The 18,161-nt window shown below is 69.7% G+C and carries 17 protein-coding genes; 8 read left to right on the top strand and 9 right to left on the bottom strand.

Features of this window, described 5'->3' with window-relative positions:
* Positions 1-96 precede the first annotated feature (96 nt).
* On the top strand, positions 97-1,242 hold the full coding sequence (locus ACTJKJ_RS13470; RefSeq protein ID WP_440820757.1) for a sterol desaturase family protein: 1,146 nt from the start codon (positions 97-99) through the stop codon (positions 1,240-1,242).
* Positions 1,243-1,252: 10 nt separating this feature from the next.
* Here the strand turns inward: ACTJKJ_RS13470 and ACTJKJ_RS13465 are convergent, their stop codons facing one another.
* Positions 1,253-2,371, bottom strand: coding sequence for a DUF4126 family protein (locus tag ACTJKJ_RS13465; RefSeq protein ID WP_440820756.1), 1,119 nt, complete (start codon positions 2,369-2,371; stop codon positions 1,253-1,255).
* Positions 2,372-2,457: 86 nt separating this feature from the next.
* A complete protein-coding gene (gene pdxR / locus ACTJKJ_RS13460) occupies positions 2,458-3,909 on the bottom strand; it encodes a MocR-like pyridoxine biosynthesis transcription factor PdxR (protein ID WP_440820755.1) in 1,452 nt (483 codons plus the stop codon).
* Positions 3,910-4,162: 253 nt separating this feature from the next.
* On the opposite strand from pdxR, the gene ACTJKJ_RS13455 reads away from it, so the two are divergent.
* Positions 4,163-4,624 carry a carboxymuconolactone decarboxylase family protein gene (locus ACTJKJ_RS13455; protein WP_297382204.1) on the top strand — a complete coding sequence of 154 codons (462 nt, stop codon included), beginning with the start codon at positions 4,163-4,165 and terminating at the stop codon, positions 4,622-4,624.
* Positions 4,625-4,707: 83 nt separating this feature from the next.
* Here ACTJKJ_RS13455 and ACTJKJ_RS13450 read toward each other — a convergent pair whose 3' ends face one another.
* On the bottom strand, positions 4,708-5,121 hold the full coding sequence (locus ACTJKJ_RS13450) for an HD domain-containing protein (RefSeq protein ID WP_440820754.1): 414 nt from the start codon (positions 5,119-5,121) through the stop codon (positions 4,708-4,710).
* Positions 5,122-5,410: 289 nt separating this feature from the next.
* Here ACTJKJ_RS13450 and ACTJKJ_RS13445 point away from each other — a divergent pair, with 289 nt between their 5' ends.
* Positions 5,411-6,322, top strand: coding sequence for a pyridoxal-phosphate dependent enzyme (locus tag ACTJKJ_RS13445; RefSeq protein WP_440820814.1), 912 nt, complete (start codon positions 5,411-5,413; stop codon positions 6,320-6,322).
* 133 nt (positions 6,323-6,455) lie between these two features.
* Here ACTJKJ_RS13445 and ACTJKJ_RS13440 read toward each other — a convergent pair whose 3' ends face one another.
* Together ACTJKJ_RS13440 and ACTJKJ_RS13435 are read right to left on the bottom strand one after the other, a co-directional pair.
* Positions 6,456-6,959 carry a hypothetical protein gene (locus ACTJKJ_RS13440; RefSeq protein ID WP_440820753.1) on the bottom strand — a complete coding sequence of 168 codons (504 nt, stop codon included), beginning with the start codon at positions 6,957-6,959 and terminating at the stop codon, positions 6,456-6,458.
* A 211-nt stretch (positions 6,960-7,170) separates the two neighbouring features.
* The gene (locus ACTJKJ_RS13435; protein WP_440820752.1) at positions 7,171-7,605 is read right to left on the bottom strand and encodes a DUF1801 domain-containing protein; all 435 of its coding nucleotides are present in this window, start codon (positions 7,603-7,605) and stop codon (positions 7,171-7,173) included.
* Positions 7,606-7,968: 363 nt separating this feature from the next.
* Here ACTJKJ_RS13435 and ACTJKJ_RS13430 point away from each other — a divergent pair, with 363 nt between their 5' ends.
* The 5 genes from ACTJKJ_RS13430 to ACTJKJ_RS13410 all read left to right on the top strand — a co-directional run bounded on the left by ACTJKJ_RS13430 (position 7,969) and on the right by ACTJKJ_RS13410 (position 13,655).
* Complete coding sequence (locus tag ACTJKJ_RS13430; RefSeq protein WP_440820751.1) at positions 7,969-8,943, top strand: ABC transporter substrate-binding protein; 975 nt, start codon at positions 7,969-7,971, stop codon at positions 8,941-8,943.
* A complete protein-coding gene (locus tag ACTJKJ_RS13425) occupies positions 8,943-10,463 on the top strand; it encodes a sugar ABC transporter ATP-binding protein (protein ID WP_440820750.1) in 1,521 nt (506 codons plus the stop codon). The genes ACTJKJ_RS13430 and ACTJKJ_RS13425 overlap by 1 nt, the downstream gene beginning before the upstream one ends.
* Positions 10,464-10,664: 201 nt before the next feature.
* On the top strand, positions 10,665-11,648 hold the full coding sequence (locus tag ACTJKJ_RS13420; RefSeq protein ID WP_147241643.1) for an ABC transporter permease: 984 nt from the start codon (positions 10,665-10,667) through the stop codon (positions 11,646-11,648).
* Positions 11,645-12,628 carry a galactofuranose ABC transporter, permease protein YjfF gene (yjfF, locus tag ACTJKJ_RS13415; protein ID WP_440820749.1) on the top strand — a complete coding sequence of 328 codons (984 nt, stop codon included), beginning with the start codon at positions 11,645-11,647 and terminating at the stop codon, positions 12,626-12,628. The genes ACTJKJ_RS13420 and yjfF overlap by 4 nt, the downstream gene beginning before the upstream one ends.
* A 37-nt stretch (positions 12,629-12,665) precedes the next feature.
* On the top strand, positions 12,666-13,655 hold the full coding sequence (locus ACTJKJ_RS13410) for a glycoside hydrolase family 43 protein (RefSeq protein ID WP_440820748.1): 990 nt from the start codon (positions 12,666-12,668) through the stop codon (positions 13,653-13,655).
* Positions 13,656-13,676: 21 nt separating this feature from the next.
* Here the strand turns inward: ACTJKJ_RS13410 and ACTJKJ_RS13405 are convergent, their stop codons facing one another.
* The 4 genes from ACTJKJ_RS13405 to arfA all read right to left on the bottom strand — a co-directional run bounded on the left by ACTJKJ_RS13405 (position 13,677) and on the right by arfA (position 18,161).
* Positions 13,677-14,627: a LysR family transcriptional regulator gene (locus ACTJKJ_RS13405; protein ID WP_440820747.1), complete on the bottom strand. Its 951-nt coding sequence runs from the start codon at positions 14,625-14,627 to the stop codon at positions 13,677-13,679.
* Between the two features lie 15 nt (positions 14,628-14,642).
* A complete protein-coding gene (locus tag ACTJKJ_RS13400; RefSeq protein ID WP_297382185.1) occupies positions 14,643-15,404 on the bottom strand; it encodes a FadR/GntR family transcriptional regulator in 762 nt (253 codons plus the stop codon).
* 132 nt (positions 15,405-15,536) lie between these two features.
* Positions 15,537-16,490: a glycoside hydrolase family 43 protein gene (locus tag ACTJKJ_RS13395; protein WP_440820746.1), complete on the bottom strand. Its 954-nt coding sequence runs from the start codon at positions 16,488-16,490 to the stop codon at positions 15,537-15,539.
* A 51-nt stretch (positions 16,491-16,541) separates the two neighbouring features.
* The gene (arfA, locus tag ACTJKJ_RS13390) at positions 16,542-18,161 is read right to left on the bottom strand and encodes an arabinosylfuranosidase ArfA (protein ID WP_440820745.1); all 1,620 of its coding nucleotides are present in this window, start codon (positions 18,159-18,161) and stop codon (positions 16,542-16,544) included.

Genomic DNA, 18,161 nt, shown 5'->3' with positions numbered 1-18,161 from the left:
CCGCTCCTCGTCACCGCTCGCCGCCACTGCTTCCGTCGCTGCTTCCATCACTGCTCCCATCACTGCGCCTGTCACCGACTTCCGCCACCGCCCGCCATGCATCGCGTTCTCCTCATCGCCGTCCCGCTGTTCGGGCTCTGCATCGCGCTTGAATGGCTGTGGGGCCGGCTCACCGGCCGCGACAACTACCGGCTGCCCGATGCGATCAGCAGCCTCAGCCAGGGCGTGCTGAGCCTGGCGGTGGCAGCGGTGACTCCGCTGTTCCAGAGCGGCCTGTACGCCTGGGCCCTGCCGCACCTGGCGCTGCTGCCGGCCTCGACCTGGTCGGGCGCATGGGGCTGGGCGACCTCGATCGTGGTCTACGACTTCTGCGACTACTGGCTGCATCGCGTCAGCCACGAAAGCGCGCTGTTCTGGGCCGCGCATGCGGTGCATCACCAGAGCGAGCATTTCAACCTGACGACCGCGCTGCGCCAGGAGAGCTTCTACGCGGTGATGGGCGCGCCCTTCTTCCTGCCGATGGCGCTGCTGGGGCTGCCCGTCGACCTCTACCTGGGCGCCGGGCTGTTCGTGCTGCTGTACCAGTTCTGGATCCACACCGAGCACATCGGCCGGCTCGGCTGGCTGGACCGCGTGTTCTCGACGCCCTCCAACCACCGGGTACACCACGCGGTGAATCCTGGCTACCTGGACAAGAACTACGGCGCGGTGCTGGTGATCTGGGACCGGCTGTTCGGTACCTTCGCCGAGGAGACCGAGCGCTGCGTCTACGGGACGGTCAAGCCGCTGCGAAGCTGGTATCCGCTGCAGGCCGTCGGGCAGTTCTATGGCGAGCTGCTCGACCGCGCGCGGGCCACGCCGCGCTGGTTGGATCGGGCGCGGCTGTTGTTCAAGTCGCCCGGCTGGGCGCCGCCCGGACTCGCGCCCTTCGCGCCGCCGGATGAAGCCCGGCTGCGGCAGCCGCGTTTTGATCCACCGGTCAGCCTGCTCGACAAGATGCGCGCGACCAGCCTGCTGCTCGTGACGGCGGTGGCGTCGGCGGTCTGGCTCGACGTCAGCGACGAGCTGGGCGAAGGCCGCAATCTCCTCGCGGCGGCCGTGATCGCGATCGGCCTGTCGGCTGCGGGCGCGATGCTGTCGCGTGGTGCGGCGGAGCCTCGCCGGAGAGCGCGGTGGCTGGCGTGGGCGATCTACCTCGGCGCGATGGTCGCTTGCGGCGGATTGATCGCGGTGATGGTCTGACGCCGGCCGTTCAGCTGTGCGGCCAGCCCAGGGCTGACAGCGCGTCGTCGTAGTCCTCAGTCGAGGCCGCGTCGAGCTGCGCGGTGTCGGCTTGTTGGCCAAGCGATGCAAGGCAAAGCATCGTCGCGCTGCCGAAGGCGATGAGGTCTTCCGCCGCAGCCACCGGGGCGTCGTGGCCGAGCGTCCGCGACAGGCGCTGGCGCAGCCGGTGGCAGGCGTAGGTCGACACGACGGCGCCCACGGTGCCGGCCAGCGCCGCCGGCCATGAACGCCCACCCGCCAGCGCGGCACCGGAGATCGCGCCGCTGATCGCGCGCGCGGCGAGGCCGGGCGGATCGGTGCGATCGGGCGTCGACGGCAGCTTGTCGACGATCAGCTCGCCCAGGGCCATCGGCGTGGTCAGCGCCACCGCGGGCGTCGTGCCGAGCATCGCCAGCGGGGAGTCCTTCAGGTCGATCCAACCGAGCCTGGCCGCCCAGCTCGCGGTCACCAGCGGCGCGCTGGTGCGCGGTCCCGCGGTCGCACCGAGCAGGAAGGCCATGGCCAGCGTCCGGCGGGAGTCCGCCACCGGGCGGGTGACGATGGCGACACGTCGCGCCTTCGCCTGGCGGATCACCGCCGCGCCGGCTCGCGCATCGCCGAAGAGTCGGCGGAAGCAGCGGCGGGCGGCCTCGGTGAACGCGCCGTAGACGAGGTGCGAGACATACGAGTAGGGATGCGACTGGACCGGCGCCCGCGTGACCGGATCACCAAAGCGCATGGCGGGCACCAGGCCTTCGTCCAGCAGCGTCGCGGTGGCGATACCGAAGGCAGCGCCCCGCCCCCAGGCGGCCTGCGGCTGGCGTTCCGCCACGGCGCCGTAGAGGCCGCCGACCAGTGATCCCACCGTGTAGTGCACCGCCTCGCCCGCCGCCGGCCGATGGCGTGACGGCAGCCGGCGGCCGCCCAGGCGGGCGAGCCGATCGGCGGCCCGCTCGGTGGAGGGCCAGCCGCGCACGCCGGACGTAATGCCCACGCGCGCGAGCAGGTCCTGGAACGCCGTCATCGCCGCGGCGCCGATCAGTCCGCCGGCCAGGCCGGCCGCGGCGCCCAGCGGGAGGTCGGAACGACAGGGAGGTGACGTGTTCATGGGGACTCCTTGGCTGACGAAGCCCGCACTGCGGCAAGGCTCGTGCCTTGCGGGTCGACCGGTCGCCGCTCAGCGCGATGTGCGCCTCAGGTGGCCGGCCGCCGCGCCGTCCCGGCCGGGGCGAATCGCGCCAGCGTCTCGACCACGCGGTCGCAGGCGCGCTCGACCTGCGTCGCGGGTGCCGTGGCCACGCTGAGCATCAATCCGGACCGGGCCTGCTCCGGCCGGGCGAACCAGACCGACAGCGGTGCCGGCGCGATGCCGAAGGCGAACAGCGCGCGAGCGACCGCAAGGTCGGACACCCCGTCGGGCGTGCGGACCAGGACCGCCAGCGCCGCCGGGTGGTTGCCGCCCAGGCCGCGATCGCGCAGCGCCCGCAGCAGCCCCTCGCGCTGCGCCAGGTACAGCCGCTTGGTCCTGCGCAGATGGCGCAGGTAGTGCCCGTCGCGCATGAACGCGGCGACCGCCAGCTGCGCCGCCGGTCCGGGCGGCGGCGCCAGGCAGGCGGCGACCTCGCCCAGGCGCGCCGCCATCGACGCGGGCGCGACGACAAAACCCAGTCGCAGCCGCGGATCGATCGTCTTGCTGAAGGAGCCGATGTGGAGGACGCGGCCGTGGCGATCCAGCGATGCCAGCGCCGGCGCGGCGCGGCCCTGCAGTTGCAGTTCGCTCAGGTAGTCGTCCTCGACGATCCAGCCGCCGGTGCTGGCGGCCCAGTCCAGCAGCCGCAGTCGACGGCGCAGCGACATCGTCACGCCCAGCGGCGCCTGCTGCCCGGGCGTGACCACCGCGAGCGCCGCATCGGGCGCGTCGCGCCAACCGGCGTCGACATCCAGGCCTTCCTCGTCCACCAGCACCGGGACGGGTGTCAGGCGCCCGAGCTCGAGCGCGTGGCGCGTGAAGAAGAAGCCGGGTTCCTCCATCCAGGCGCGACGCCCCTCGAGACCGAGCGCGCGCAGGACGAGGCCCAGTCCCGCCGCGTAGCCGCCGGTGACCAGCACCTGATCGGGGGAACACACCAGCCCGCGCGCCACCGCGAGGTAGCCGGCGATCTCGCGCCGCAGCGCCAGTTCGCCGCGAGGGTCGGGATAGAGCGCCGCGCCGCTGATCTCCGCCGCCAGCGCGCGCGTCCGGAGCCGGGCCATCAGCTTGGCCGGCAGGCTGTCGCGCGAGGGAATGCCCGGCTGGAACAGCCCGGGGCCGGCGGTCAGCTCGCGATACATCGACACGAAGGCGCCCGGGTCCAGCGCTTCGTCGCTGCCACGCGCCCGCGACGGCCGCTCGGCGACACGGGTGCCGGCGGCGCGCGAGGCCTCGATCAGCTGGTCCGCCGCGAGTTTCTCGTAGGCGACGCGCACCGTGCCGCGCGACACGCCCAGTTGGGCCGCGAGGTCGATCCAGGACGGCAGCCGCATGCCGGGGGTCAGCACCGACTGCTCGATCGCCGCCGAGATGCCGCGATGGATCTGGTCGGTGAGCGGCATGGCCGCGGACTTGTCGAGCGTGAGCGGCAGTGGCGCGTGCGGCGAGGAGGTCATCGGAGGCCTGCGAGGCAAGGGGACGGCACGGAACGGGACGGCAGTGGCGAAACCGCGAGACGGCGAGACGGCGAGACGGCGAGACGGCGAGACGGAAAGGTATCGGCTCGTGGTACAGCGATTCTGGCGAATCTTGGGCCTTCGCGTTGCACCACCGCCGGCGAAGAATGGCGCTCATCGATGACGCGGTCCGTTGGCAGTGTCATCGTCCCCGCCTCGGGCGATTCCGCCCTCCCCCCTTCAGGAGTCCCTCATGACCCAACGTCTCGATTACACCCAGGTCTCGCCCGCCGGCGTCAAGGCGCTCGGCGGCGTCTACGGCTACGTGACCCAGAGCGGCCTGCCCGCCGCGCTGGTGGAACTGGTCTTCCTGCGAATCTCGCAGATCAACAACTGCGCCTACTGCCTGGACATGCACACCCGCGACCTGTTGAAGAAGGACGTGCCGATCGAGAAGCTCGCCCTGGTGCAGGCCTGGGAGGAAGGCGGCGCGCTGTTCGATGCCCGCGAGCGCGCGGCGCTCGCCTGGGCCGAATCGGTGACGCGCGTGGCGAGCACCGGCGTCCCGGACGCCGACTTCGCCGCAGCGCATGCGGTGTTCAGCGAGAAGGAGCTGGTCGACCTGACGATCGCGATCGGCCTCATGAACACCTACAACCGCCTCGCGATCAGCTTCCGCAACACGCCGCAGGCGGTGGCGATGGCCTCACGCTGAGCCGGCGATTCACTGCGGCGCCGCGTCGCTCTACACGACGTCGGGCGTTGAGGTCGCCTGTTGATCAACTGACCGCGCGGCGTTCAACCGATCGCCCGGCGCAGGTTCTCGCGGGCGCGTGCCTCGAGGCGCTCGCGCAGCATCGCTGTGCTGTACAGCACCGGCCGGTCGAGGAAGGTGCGCAGGATCTGTCGACGCTTGCGGCGGAACAGGAAGCCGGGCACGAACGCGTATTCATCGCGGATCTGACGTTCGTACTCGTCGAAGCGCGGGCGCTCGGCGCCGAGGATGGCCAGGTCGATGTCCACCAGCACCTGCTCGTCGACATTGCCCGGCACGCCGTCGTGCCGCGTGACGAGCACCAGCTGCCGTACCCGCTCGGCCGCCGCGGCCGCCGCGCCGGCGCTGGTCAATGCGCGGTGCGCCCATTCGGCGCTTCGTTCCTCGTTGCCGGATCCCTTGACGTCATAGATGGCGTCGTGGAACCACAGCGCCATCTCGACCTCCTCGGGGTGCTCCGCCCAGATCGCGCACCTGCTCGAGCAGCGCCAGGCATTCCTCGAGGTGCTGCTGCGTGTGATAGCGGCGTTGCGGTTCGGCATAGCCGGCGAGCAGCTCGTCGCGCAGTGCGATGCCGTCCGGGCCGTCCGGGCCGCCGGTCCCGGCGCCGGGGCCGATCAGGGCGGACCACGCGCGCCGCCAGGAGCGTTCGAAGAGAGCATTCATGTGGCCGCGATGGTAGCGACTCCTGGGGCTCGATCGGCCACTGCCCTACGATGCGGCCCCATGGTCATCCACATCACCACCCCGACCGTCGACTCCGACGCCTTCAGCACCGCCGATCAACGCGTCTGGCTCAAGCTCGAAGCCCTGCAGCCTTGCGGCTCGTTCAAGCTGCGCGGCGTCGGCCATGCCTGCGAGGTCCATGCGGCGCGCGGCGCGCAGCGATTGCTGTCGTCGTCAGGCGGCAATGCGGGCATGGCGGTCGCGTATGCGGGCAGGCGACTCGGGCTGCCGGTGGTGGTGGTCGTTCCCGAGACCACGCGCGAGTGGCCGAAGACGCTGATCCGGCGCCAGGGTGCGGAGGTCATCGTCCACGGCAAGAGCTGGATGGAGGCCAATGATTTCCTGATGGCGATGCGCCAGCCGACGGATGCGTTCATCCATCCGTTCGACGACCCGCTGCTGTGGGACGGTCACGCCACGATGATCGAGGAGGCCGCCACGCAGATGCCCAAGCCCGACGCGGTCGTGCTGTCGGTCGGCGGTGGCGGGCTGATGAGCGGCGTGCTGCAGGGGATGCACGCCGTCGGATGGAGCGACGTACCGCTGGTCGCGGCCGAAACCGTCGGCGCGGATTCGCTGCATGCGGCCATCGCCGCGGGAGAGCTCGTCACGCTGGACGCCATCACGAGCATCGCCACCTCGCTGGGCGCCCGGCGCGTCAGCGAGCAGGCCTTCGCGTGGACGAAGCGGCATGCGGTCACCGCGACCACGGTAAGCGACACGGAGGCGGTGCAAGCCTGCCTCACCGTGGCGAAGGAGCATCGACTGATCGTCGAACCGGCGTGCGGCGCGGCGGTCGCGGGGGCGCTGAAGCGCTCGGTGCCTGTGTTGCAGGGAGCTCGAAACGTGCTGGTGATCCTGTGCGGCGGGGCTTGTGCGACGTATGAGGATCTGCAGGCGTGGGCGGGGTGAGGCGGTCAGCGACCAGCGTCCGCATCTGATCCCACACTGCCGGGGCCGGCTGCGGAGCTCATGAAACCGGAGCACCCTCGCGCTGCAGATTGAAGAAGCAAACTAAGCCCACGGCGCCCCATCTTGACGGCGGCTACGCGGATTGGGCCGTCGCTTCGATCGCATCCAGGGCTGTGATGGCGGGGGAGGTTTGTAGCGACCGGAAGCGGCAGCGGAAGTAGCAGTCCCAATAGCTTGTGGCCCTCTGCCTGGTGATCGCCATGAACCTCGGGTTCTCCCGTGCGAAGTCGGACAGGTCCTGAACGGTCTCCTGCCGGATGGCATCCGCAATCACTTCGACGATCTCAATGACGTATTCGCCAAGCAGCTGGACCAAGAATGGGGCGGCCCAAGGGCGGTCCGTCGAGATGAGTTGTCGCAAGCACTCCTCACGGACGTATCCATTCCAGTGCCTTGTCCCGAGGCAGAGCGCAAGGGCATGGCTGTCGCCAGCGGCCTCTTCGATCAATGCCCGCAGGTCGCTTGGCGAGCAATAGAGCCGGGCAGGAGCGGAGAGCAACTCTCCTTGCACCGTGACTTGGAATCCCTGATGCGCCGGGGTGAGCCTCGAGGCAGTCATTGCTTTGAGCAATGCCATCGCTTTCGGCTGAAGTGCAACGGGGAAGGCGGGTCGGTATGACATGAGCGCAGCCAGATTTGAACTTCGTCGATCGCCGACGATGACGCCTGACTGCGGGGTGGTTTTCTCCGTGCAGGGGGCGATGCTAAATCAATCGCTGGAAGCTTTCATCACGGCGTGGCCTGCCGGTAGGCCCGAATGGACATTGGCTCGGTCGCGCCTTGACCGCCTACATCCTCTCCCCCGGCAACTCACTCGCCGCCTTCACCCACGCCACGAACGCCGCTTCATCCAGCGACTCCTGCTCGCTCACGTGCAGGTACCGCGCGTGCGCCGTCTTGGATTCGACCGGTGGCATCGGGTCCAGCGACCTGCCGTTGAAGAACGCCACCTTGACGTAGCGCGTCATCACATGGACGCCAAGGAACCAGGTCTCGCCGTCCGTGCCGTAGAGCGGGGAGTTGTATTTCACCGCCTTGCGGACCTCGGGCACCGCGTCGGTGACCAGCGCGTCCAGGCGCCGGACCACGATCTGCTTCCAGCCCGTGAGGGCCGCGATGTAGGCCTGCACCGGCGCGTCGCCGTGGCCCTTCGGGACCTGAGGATTGCCGCCGGCGAGCAGCACGCCCGTGGCGGCCGGGCTCGCCGTCTTCTGCTTCGTCATGCGCGCGTCCGTCTGTCGAGGAGATCGGCGGACCTTAACACCGCCTTCACACTGGCGCCCGCTGACTGCATCGAGCCCCCTCACCCCTTCCCTCTCCCCCTCGGGGGAGAGGGGGTGAATCCACTCTCCGTGCCTCGGTCCATACACCTCGGGCGAGAGGGAGTGAATCCGCTCTCCGCCCTTCGGCGGGGAGGGAGTGAATCTGGGCGGGGATCTCACGGAGTGATATCGATCAGGACATCGCCGGCACTAGAAATGTGATTGGTCCGGCATCCCTGGCCTCCCTACGATCGCTGTCACCTCACGAGGTGCGCCGGCCATCGGCGTGACCTCCACAGCAACATCAACGAGGAGACAACGACCATGAAGACGACGCGTCGTCATCTGCTGGCCATGGCCGCGCTCGGCCTGTCGCTGGCCGGCACCGCTTCCGGCGCCTTCGCCGCCGACAAGCCGCTCGTCCTGGGCTTCTCCCAGGTCGGCGCCGAGAGCGAATGGCGCACCGCCAACAGCAACTCCATCAAGGACGCCGCCAAGCAGGCCGGCATCACCCTCAAGTTCGCCGACGCCCAGCAGAAGCAGGAAAACCAGGTCAAGGCCATCCGCTCCTTCATCGCCCAGAAGGTCGACGTCATCGCCTTCTCCCCCGTCGTCGAATCCGGCTGGGACACCGTCCTGCGTGAAGCCAAGAACGCCAAGATCCCGGTCATCCTCACCGACCGCGCCGTCAAGGTCAGCGACCCCTCGCTGTACGTGACCTTCATTGGCTCCGACTTCGTCGAGGAAGGCCGCAAGGCCGGCCGCTGGCTCGTCGACTGGGCCAAGAAAAACGCCCCCACCGGCGAGGTCAACATCGTCGAACTCCAGGGCACCGTCGGCTCCGCGCCGGCGCTCGACCGCAAGCGCGGCTTCGAGGAAATCATCCAGGCCGAGCCGCGCCTGAAGATCGTGCGCTCCCAGTCCGGCGACTTCACCCGCGCCAAGGGCAAGGAAGTCATGGAGGCCTTCCTCAAGGCCAAGGACAAGAAGATCCACGTCCTCTTCGCTCACAACGACGACATGGCCATCGGTGCCATCCAGGCCATCGAGGAAGCCGGCCTCAAGCCCGCCAAGGACATCGCCATCGTCTCCATCGACGGCGTGCGCGGCGCCTTCCAGGCCATGGCCGCGGGCAAGCTCAACGTCACCGTCGAATGCAACCCCATGCTCGGCCCGCAGCTGATGCAGCTGGCCAAGGATGTCGTCGCCGGCAAGCCGGTGGCCAAGCGCATCACGACCGAGGAAGGCGTCTTCACCGCCGACGTCGCGGCCAAGGAACTCCCCAACCGCAAGTACTGATGGACGCCCCGGCTCCGCTGCTCTCGCTCGCCGGCATCGACAAGGGCTTCCCCGGCGTGCAGGCCCTGTCCGGCGTCGGGCTGCGGCTCTTCGCCGGCGAAATCCACGCGCTGATGGGCCAGAACGGCGCCGGCAAGTCCACGCTGATCAAGGTCCTCACCGGCCTTTACGCGCCGGACGCCGGCCGCATCGAACTCGGCGGCGCCCCCATCGCGCCGCCCTCCACCGCCGACGCGCAGGCGCTGGGCATCAGCACCGTCTACCAGGAGGTCAACCTCGCCCCCAACCTCTCGGTGGCGGAGAACCTCTTCATCGGCCGCTATCCGCGGCGCTGGGGCCAGATCGACTGGCGCCGCATGCGCGAGCGCTCGCGCCAGCTGCTGGCGGAACTGGAGCTCGACATCGACGTGGACGCGCCGCTGGCGCGCTACTCGCTGTCCATCCAGCAGATGGTGGCCATCGCGCGGGCGCTCAACATCTCGGCGCGCGTCCTCATCCTCGACGAGCCCACCTCCAGCCTCGACGAGGCCGCGGTCCAGCACCTGTTCCGCGTCATGCGCCGGCTGCGCGAGCAGGGCATGGCCCTGCTCTTCGTCACCCACTTCCTGGACCAGGTCTACGCCGTCTCCGACCGCATCACCGTCATGCGCAACGGCCGCACCGAGGGCGAGTACCTCGCCCGCGACCTCGGCCGCCTGGAACTGGTCCAGAAGATGGTGGGTCCGCACGCCGCCTCGACGGCACCACCGGCGTCCTGCGCCCAGACCACCACGCCGGCCCTGACTACCCATGGCCTGGCTCGCCGCGGCGCCTTGCAGCCGCTGGACCTGGAGATCCGCGAGGGCGAGGTGCTGGGCCTGTGCGGCCTGCTCGGATCGGGCCGCACCGAGGCAGCGCGGCTGCTCTTCGGCGCGGACACCGCCGATGCTGGCGACATCGAGATCGCTGGCCAGCGCCAACGCTTCGCGTCCCCCCGACAGGCCATCGCGAGCGGCCTGGCCTTCTGCTCCGAGGACCGCAAGCTCGAGGGCGCGGTGCTGGCGCTCTCGGTCCGGGAGAACATCGTGCTTGCGCTGCAGGCGCGGCAGGGCTGGTGGCGAGCGATCCCGCTCAAGCGCCAGCAGGCGATTGCTGCCGACTACGTCCAGCGCCTGGGCATCAAGACGGCGGACATCGAGACGCCGATCGGCCTGCTCTCCGGCGGCAATCAACAGAAGGCTTTGCTGGCCCGCTGGCTGCTGACGCAGCCGCGCCTGTTGATCCTGGACGAGCCGACGCGCGGCATCGACGTTCGCGCGAAGGAGGAGATCATGGACGAGGTCCGTCGCCTGTGCGCCGAGGGCAACGACGAGGACCGTCGCATGGCGGTGCTGTTCATCTCGTCCGAGCTCCCCGAGGTCCTGCGCTGCAGCGATCGTGTCGTCGTCCTGCGCGACCGCCGCGCGATCGGCACCTACGAACGGGGCCAGCTCGACGAACGCTCGGTCCTCGAAGTGATCGCCGCCGATGGTCCTCGGTAGCAAAACCGTTGAAGGAAGGTAGTGGTTGGGGACGGCAGTGCGTGGGGTTTTGGCGCTTGCCGCCAAGGCCCCATGCACTGGCGGCCAACGCCCCGACCGCGGCAGTGAATGCCAGAGCGCATGAATCGAAAGACTCTCGTGACAGACGCCCTCCCCCTGAGCGCTCTCCCGACGCCGAAGCGTCGCCGCGTTTTCGCCGTCATGGCCGAGCACCCTTTGCTCCGCCCGATCGCCGCGCTGGCGATCCTGTTGCTGATCGACGTGATCCTGCTGCCCGGCTTCTGGCACCTGGAGATCAAGGACGGCCACCTGTACGGCCCGCTGATCGACATCCTGAACCGTGCTGCGCCCTTGATGCTGGCGGCCTTGGGCATGAGCCTGGTGATCGCGACGCGCGGGATTGATGTGTCGATCGGCGCCGTCGTGGCGATCGCCGCGACGGTGGCGGCGATGCTGGTCAACGGTGACCAGCCCCTGGTGCTCGCCTATGCCGGCGCGCTCGGCGCCGCGTTGCTGTGTGGGGTCTGGAACGGCGTGCTGGTGGCAGGCCTGAAGCTGCAGCCGATCATCGCGACCCTGATCCTGATGGTGGCGGGCCGCGGCCTGGCGCAGCTGCTGTCGGACGGCCAGATCCTGACCGTCTACCGCGACGATTTCTTCGTGCTGGGCGGCGGCTACCTGCTGGGACTGCCGGTGTCGCTGTGGGTGGTGGCGGCGCTCTCGCTCGCCACCATCGCGCTGTTGCGCAAGACCGCGCTGGGCCTGTTCATCCAGGCGGTGGGCCTCAACCCGGTCGCCTCGCGCCTGGCGGGCCTGCGCACCGCGACGCTCATCTTCGGCACCTATGTCTTCGCCGCTGGCTGCGCGGGCCTGGCCGGCCTGATGATCGCGTCCAACATCAAGAGCGCCGACGCCAACAACGCCGGCCTGCTGCTGGAGCTCGACGCCATCCTGGCCGTGACGCTGGGTGGCGCCTCGCTGGCCGGCGGCCGCTACCACCTGGCCGGCGCGCTCATCGGCGCGCTGATCATCCAGACCTTGACCACGACGATCTACTCGCTGGGCGTGCCGCCCGAGGTGAACATGGTGGTCAAGGCCATCGTCGTGTTCCTGCTCTGCATCCTGCAATCGAGCGAGCTGCGGCCGATGCTGCGCCGGCTCGCCCCGCGCGGAGGCGCCCGATGACTCCCCTCGCCCTCTTCCAGCGCTGGCTCCGCCAGCCCGCTTTCAGCGCGCAGGTCACCGTCGTGCTGCTGCTGGCGCTGATCGCCGCCGGCGGCGCCCACTACACCGGCTTCGCCGCGCCGCAGGTGATGCTCAACCTGATCATCGACAACGCCTACCTGCTGGTGCTGGCCGTCGGCATGAGCCTGGTGATCCTGTCGGGCGGCATCGACCTCTCGGTCGGCGCGGTGCTGGCGCTGGCCACGACCGTCGCCGCCTGGCTGCTGCATCACGCGCACTGGCCGGCCTGGGCCGTCATCGCGCTCGTGCTCGGCGGCGGCGCGGCCTTTGGCGTACTGCAGGGCGCGCTCATCCATGCGTTCCGGCTGCAGCCCTTCATCGTGACGCTGGCCGGCATGTTCCTCGCGCGCGGCCTGTGCTACCTGATCAGCGTCGATTCGATCACCATCGAGGATCCCACCTTCGTGCTGGTGTCCCAGACGCAATGGGCGGTGCCCGGCGGCTTCATCTCGCCCAGCGCCGCCATCGCGGTGGCGGTGCTGGTGGCGGGGATCTGGCTGGCGCACCGCAGCGCCTTCGGACGCGCCGTCTACGCGCTGGGCGGCAACGAGCAGTCGGCACTGATGATGGGCCTGCCGGTCGGGCGCACCAAGCTGATGGTCTACGGCCTGAGCGGCCTGTGCGCCGCCCTCGCCGGCCTGCTCTTCGCGTTCTACATGCTCAGCGGCTACGGCCTGCATGCGCAGGGCGCGGAGCTGGACGCGATCGCCGCGGTGGTCATCGGCGGCACGATGCTCAGCGGCGGCTATGGCTACGTCGCCGGCGCGCTGTCGGGCGTGCTGGTGCTGGGAGTGATCCAGACGCTGATCGCCTTCGACGGCACGCTCAGCTCCTGGTGGACCAAGATCGTCATCGGCGCGCTGCTGTTCGTGTTCTGCGTCGTGCAGCGCCTGCTGGCGCGGCCCGCGGGCCAGGCCTGAGCGGGCGTCCGACTTCTACCCTTCGATTGCTTCCCGCATGAATCCCTCCGCGTTCAGGTCCTGCCTCGCGGCCGCGCTGGTCGCCGCCCTCGCGATCACCGCCGCGCCGGCACGCGCCGCCAACCCGCTCGTCCCCCAGCTCTACACCGCCGATCCCGCGGTGCTGGTCGACAAGGGCCGCGTCTATCTCTACGTCGGCCATGACGAAGCCAAGCCCGATGGCAAGGACTTCGTGATGAACGAGTGGCGGGTCTATTCCAGCTGCGACCTGGTGCGCTGGACCGACCACGGCTCGCCGATGAAGGCGCTGGACTTCAAGTGGGCCAAGGGCCGCGCCTGGGCCTCGGACATCACCCGGCGGGTGGTCGACGGCAAGCCGACCTACTTCTTCTACACGACCGTCGAGCATGCGACGGTCCCCGGCTTCGCCATCGGCGTCGCGAGCTCGGACAGCCCCACCGGCCCCTTCAAGGATGCGCGCGGCTCCGCCCTGGTCACCAACGACATGACCACCCAGACCGACATCGCCTGGGACGACATCGACCCGGCCGTGTTCGTCGACGACGACGGCCAGGCCTATCTCTACTTCGGCAACACGGTGCTGAAGGTCGCGAAGCTGGCGCCGTCGATGACGGCGTTGGCCGGCTCCATCGACGTCGTGCCGGTCAAGGACTTCACCGAGGCGTCCTACCTGCACAAGCACGGCGCGACCTACTACCTGTCCTACTCGCAGCATTTTCCCGAGGAGACGGCGTACATGACCGGCCCGTCGGCCACCGGCCCGTGGACGCCGCGCGGCGTGATCATGGCGAAGAACGACGGAACGCCGACGATCCATCAGGCGATCTTCGAGTTCAACGGCAAGAGCTACATCGCGTATCACAACGCCAAGCTGCCCGGTGGCGGCGAGTTCCGCCGCTCCGTCGCCATCGAGGAGCTGCACTACAACCCGGACGGCACGATCCGATTCATCCCGCAGACCGACGCCGGTCCCGCCGCGAATCCCTCGCCGGGTTGCCGGGGCTGAGCCCCTCGGTCCCTCAGTCTCTCAGCGCGCGTAGAGCTCCTTGGCGACGCCGCGCACCTCCTGCAGCAGCGTCCGCGCCCCGGGCGACAACAGGTGCCCCTCGCGCGTGATGATGCCGAACGCGTCCATGCTGCAGGGCAGCTCGATCGGCAGGATCGCCAGCGCTTTCAGCGAGGCGTAGTAGCGCGCCACCTCGATCGGCATCACGTGCAACGCATCGGTCTGCTGCAGCAGCGCCGTGATCACCAGCAGCGCCGTCGTGTCGACGGCATCGGCCGGCGGCTCGATCGCGGCGCGCCGGAACATCTGCTCCCAGCGATGCCGCAGCACGCTGCCGGGCGGCGGCAGGATCCAGGCCTGGGTGGCCAGGTCGGCCAGCGACAGGTCGTCGCGCAGCAGCAGCGGATGCCCGATCCGGGCGACGGCGCAGGCCGGCTCGCCGCTGAGCTCCTCGTACTGCAGGCCCGACACGCTGGCCTCCTCGAGGATGCGGCCGATCATGAAGTCGAGCACACCGCGCTGCAGCTGGTCCAGCAGCACCTTGCTGGTCTCCATCTGCACGCCGATGCGCAGCAGCGGCGCCTGCGCCTTGACCCGCGCGATCGCGCGCGGCAGCAGCGACATGCCCGGCGTCATGATCACGCCGACCTCGACCTGCCCGGTCAGGCCCTTCTTGAGCGCGACGATGTCGTCGTGCGCCGCCGCCAGGCTGGTCAGCGCCATGCGCGCATGCCGGATCATGGTCTCGCCGAACAGCGTCGGCTCCATGCCGCGCGGCAGGCGCTCGAAGAGCTTGACCTCCAGCATGTCCTCCAGGTCCTTGAGCTGCTTGGACGCGGCGGGCTGGGTCATGCACAGCGCCTCGGAGGCGCGGTGGATGTTGCGGTGGTCGTCCAGCGCGATGAGCAGCAGCAGCTGGCGCGTCTTCAGCCGCGCGCGCAGGAACCAGTTGGGATTGGGAGCGTCGTCCATCGCGTCGGGGGTCGGTCAGGCCAGGTCCACGATGCCCTTGGCGGAGAGCACGTTGCTCAGGTCGTCGCCGGTTTCCTGCAGTTGCACCAGTGTGGCCTGGCGCGCACCCAGCGGGTCGCGATTGCGGATCGCCGTCAGGATGGCCTGGTGGCGCGGCAGCGAGAGCTCGTGGGTGTTGGGCAGCTGGCTGCTCAGCAGGATGGATTCGCGCAGCGCCAGCGAGAGCATGTTGCCGATGTAGGCCATCAGGTCGTTGTTGGTGGCCTCGGCGATGTGGCGGTGGAAGGCCAGGTCGGGCTCGAGCAGTTCCTCGGTGTCGGTGGCCGCGGCCATGCCGTCGAAGGCTTCCTCGATGCGATGGAGCTGGTCCGGCGTCGCGGCCTTGGCGGCCAGCGCGGCGGCGGCCGGCTCGAACACCCGCCTCACCTCCATCAGCGTATTCAGGAACTCCGCCTGCGGCTTGGACTGGATCAGCCAGTACAGCACATCCGGGTCGAGCAGATGCCACTCGTTGCGCGGGCGCACGATCGCGCCGGCGCGCTGGCGCGACACCACCAGGCCCTTGGCCACCAGCACCCGGATGGCCTCGCGCAGCACCGGCCGGCTGATTTCGTAGCGGTCGAGCAGCTGCTGCTCGGGCGGCAGGCGGTCGCCGGGGCCGAGCTCGCCCGAGACGATCGCCAGGCCCAGCTCGCTGACGATGCGGCCGTGCTGGCTCTTGCCCTCGGCGCGTCGGGCGCGGGGGCTGTAGGTCGAATGATCGGCGCGGGTCTTCATATCGGGCGGCAGGCTATCACGGGCGGCCGGCCGGGAGACTCGCGACAAATCCTCCCTTGGCGGGCGGCGCGAGGCGTTGCAGGCAGCCACCCTGGCGCAGCGCCGGCCGCCGCCTCGCGCATCGACCCGTCGTCATGCGTCCACCGCCTGCACCGGCCCGTCGGGCTGAGGCTGGCCGAAGTCCGGCAGCCCGTCCGCGCGCCAGCCGAAGGGCTGCACGCGCGCATGGCGGTTGGGATCGTGCAACGGGTCGCCGACGATGTCGCGATAGCCGCGCGCGTGGTAGACCAGCAGGTCGGTGCGGCCATCCAGCGTGGTGGTGAAGCTGTTGTGGCCCGGACCGTACTGGCCGTTGGCGCTGGCGAAGACCGGCGTCGGCGACTTGTGCCAGACCGACGGATCGAGCAGATCCGCCTGGGCATCGGCCCACACCAGCCCCATGCAGTAATTCGCATCGGTCGCCGCTGCCGAGTAGGCGACCAGCACGCGGCCGAAACGCTGCAGCACGGCCGGCCCCTCGTTGACGGCGAAGCCCACCCGCTCCCACGGCAGCACCGCCTCGCTGATCAGGGTCGGCGCGCTCTTGAGCGTCCAGGCATTGGCCAGCGTGGCCAGGTAGAGATTGGTCTTGCCCTGCCGCGCGCGATCCGCTTCCGCCCAGCACAGGTACTGCTCGCCGCCATGGCGGAAGGTCGTCGCATCGAGCGCGAAGTCGTCCAGCGGCGTGTGGATCTGGCCGCGTTCGATCCATTCGCCCTGCGTGGGATCGGCATGTGCGTTCTCCAGCACATGCATGCGGATCTTCCAGATGTCGTCGCGCTCGCCGCCGGCGAAATAGATCAGCCAGCGACCATCGACGCGATGGAGTTCCGGCGCCCAGATGTGCCAGCTCGCCGGCCCCTGCGCATGGCGGGTCCAGACGATCCGCGGCGTTGCCTCGGGCAGGTCCTCGATGCGCGCGGCGCTGCGCAGCTCGATCGCATCGAAGCCCGGCACCGAGGCGGTGAACCAGTAGCGCCCGTCGTGCAGCGACAGGTGGGGATCGGCGCGTTGGGGAATCAGCGGATGGGACCAGTTCAGCGACATGGGAGCGACAGGAGGAAGAAGGAGGATCGGCGACCGCCGGGCAGCCGGTGATCAGCGGGGACGAAGGACGATCACGTTCCAGGACGCGGGCCGGAGCGTCGCGCGCAGCGTGTCGCCATCGACGCAGATGCCGCCCAGCGCGCGCGGCTGGAAGCGGTCCGGCAAGTCGACGGTGTTGGTGGCGTGGAGGTCCAGGTCATGGAGCTCCCAGGCTTCGCCGAGCGCCAGCCCGGCGTCGCCGCCCAGGCCCTGCAGCGCGACCGCGAGGTCCATGGGCGCGGCCAGGTGACGGTTCAGCGCGAAGACCGCGAGCGTGCCGTCGTCCTCGTTCCAGACCACGCTGGCCACGAGGTAGGGCAGCTCGCCTTCCTTGACATGGGGATAGGTCGGCGACGCGATCGACGGCCGCAGCACGGTGCCGCGCCCGAAGCGCGAGGCCAGCGCGAAGGGCCAGAAGATGGTCTGCCGCCAGGCCGGGCCGCCGGGCTCGGTCATGATGGGCGCGATCACGTTGACCAGTTGCGCCAGGCAGGCCACCTTCACCCGGTCCGCATGGTTCATCAGCATGCACAGCATGCCGCCGACCAGCAGCGCGTCCTCGACGGTGTAGACCTCCTCGAGCAAGCGCGGCGCCTCGGGCCAGCCGCCCTGCTTCAGGTGATGGCCGTGCCGCGCGCGGTACCAGACGTTCCACTCGTCGAAGCTGAGCATCAGCCGCTTGCGCGAGCGCCGCCGCGCCGCGACCGCATCGGCGATCGCGACGGTGGCCACGATGTAGCGCGCGTTGGTCTCGATCTGGGCGAAGAAGCTCTCGGTGCTGGTGTCCGCACCGGGCGGCAGCACGCCGTCCGGCGCGAAGGGCTTCACGAAGTAGCTGTGCAGCGAGACGAAGTCGACCTCGTCATGGCAATGCGACAGCACGCGGTCCTCCCACTCGCCATAGGTCGGCATGTCGAAGGCCGACGAGCCGCAGGCCGCCAGCTCGATGCCGGGCTGCAGCATGCGCATCAGCTTGGCGGTCTCCTGCGCGAGGCGTCCATACTCGTCCGGCGTCTTGCGGCCGATCTGCCAAGGGCCGTCCATCTCGTTGCCCAGGCACCAGAGCGGGATCCGATGCGGCGGCTCGACGCCGTGCGCGCGGCGCCGGTCCGACAGCTCCGTCCCGCCGGGATGGCAGCAGTACTCGAGGTAGCGGCGCGCATCGTCCATGCCGCGCGTGCCGAGGTTGACGCCGAACATCGGGCTCAGGCCGAGTTCCTCGCACCAGGCCATGAACTCGTTGGTGCCGACCTGGTTGGTCTCGGTCGAGTACCACGCCAGGTCCAGCCGGCGCGGCCGCTGGTCCCGCGGCCCGACGCCGTCCTCCCAGTCGTAGCCCGACATGAAGTTGCCGCCCGGATAACGGACCAGCGTGACGCCGAGCTCCTTCACCAGCGCCTTCACGTCGCCTCGGAAGCCCTGTTCATCGGCGGTTGGATGACCCGGCTCGAAGATCCCGGTGTAGACGCAGCGGCCCAGGTGCTCGACGAAGGCGCCGAAGAGGCGACGATCGAGCGCGCCGATGGCGAAGTCGCGGTGCACCGTCAGCGTGGCCGGGAAGCCCTCGCCCGCGGCGCCGGGCGATGCGGCGCCGGCGCGGGCGCCGGCAGCAGCGGCATTCGGGAACGTCAT

This window comes from Roseateles sp. 22389, assembly GCF_052044995.1.
Lineage (GTDB): Bacteria > Pseudomonadota > Gammaproteobacteria > Burkholderiales > Burkholderiaceae_C > Roseateles.
This window is presented reverse-complemented; position numbering and strand designations above follow the sequence as displayed.

Coding starts and splice junctions, on each gene's coding strand:
- ACTJKJ_RS13435 (WP_440820752.1), bottom strand. CDS start 7,605: ATGACGAAGCAGAAGACGGCGAGCCCGGCCGCCACGGGCGTGCTGCTC.
- ACTJKJ_RS13430 (WP_440820751.1), top strand. CDS start 7,969: ATGAAGACGACGCGTCGTCATCTGCTGGCCATGGCCGCGCTCGGCCTG.
- ACTJKJ_RS13440 (WP_440820753.1), bottom strand. CDS start 6,959: ATGGCATTGCTCAAAGCAATGACTGCCTCGAGGCTCACCCCGGCGCAT.
- ACTJKJ_RS13450 (WP_440820754.1), bottom strand. CDS start 5,121: ATGGCGCTGTGGTTCCACGACGCCATCTATGACGTCAAGGGATCCGGC.
- ACTJKJ_RS13420 (WP_147241643.1), top strand. CDS start 10,665: ATGGCCGAGCACCCTTTGCTCCGCCCGATCGCCGCGCTGGCGATCCTG.
- ACTJKJ_RS13465 (WP_440820756.1), bottom strand. CDS start 2,371: ATGAACACGTCACCTCCCTGTCGTTCCGACCTCCCGCTGGGCGCCGCG.
- ACTJKJ_RS13410 (WP_440820748.1), top strand. CDS start 12,666: ATGAATCCCTCCGCGTTCAGGTCCTGCCTCGCGGCCGCGCTGGTCGCC.
- ACTJKJ_RS13405 (WP_440820747.1), bottom strand. CDS start 14,627: ATGGACGACGCTCCCAATCCCAACTGGTTCCTGCGCGCGCGGCTGAAG.
- yjfF (WP_440820749.1), top strand. CDS start 11,645: ATGACTCCCCTCGCCCTCTTCCAGCGCTGGCTCCGCCAGCCCGCTTTC.
- ACTJKJ_RS13445 (WP_440820814.1), top strand. CDS start 5,411: ATGGTCATCCACATCACCACCCCGACCGTCGACTCCGACGCCTTCAGC.
- ACTJKJ_RS13470 (WP_440820757.1), top strand. CDS start 97: ATGCATCGCGTTCTCCTCATCGCCGTCCCGCTGTTCGGGCTCTGCATC.
- ACTJKJ_RS13455 (WP_297382204.1), top strand. CDS start 4,163: ATGACCCAACGTCTCGATTACACCCAGGTCTCGCCCGCCGGCGTCAAG.
- ACTJKJ_RS13400 (WP_297382185.1), bottom strand. CDS start 15,404: ATGAAGACCCGCGCCGATCATTCGACCTACAGCCCCCGCGCCCGACGC.
- arfA (WP_440820745.1), bottom strand. CDS start 18,161: ATGACGTTCCCGAATGCCGCTGCTGCCGGCGCCCGCGCCGGCGCCGCA.
- ACTJKJ_RS13425 (WP_440820750.1), top strand. CDS start 8,943: ATGGACGCCCCGGCTCCGCTGCTCTCGCTCGCCGGCATCGACAAGGGC.
- pdxR (WP_440820755.1), bottom strand. CDS start 3,909: ATGACCTCCTCGCCGCACGCGCCACTGCCGCTCACGCTCGACAAGTCC.
- ACTJKJ_RS13395 (WP_440820746.1), bottom strand. CDS start 16,490: ATGTCGCTGAACTGGTCCCATCCGCTGATTCCCCAACGCGCCGATCCC.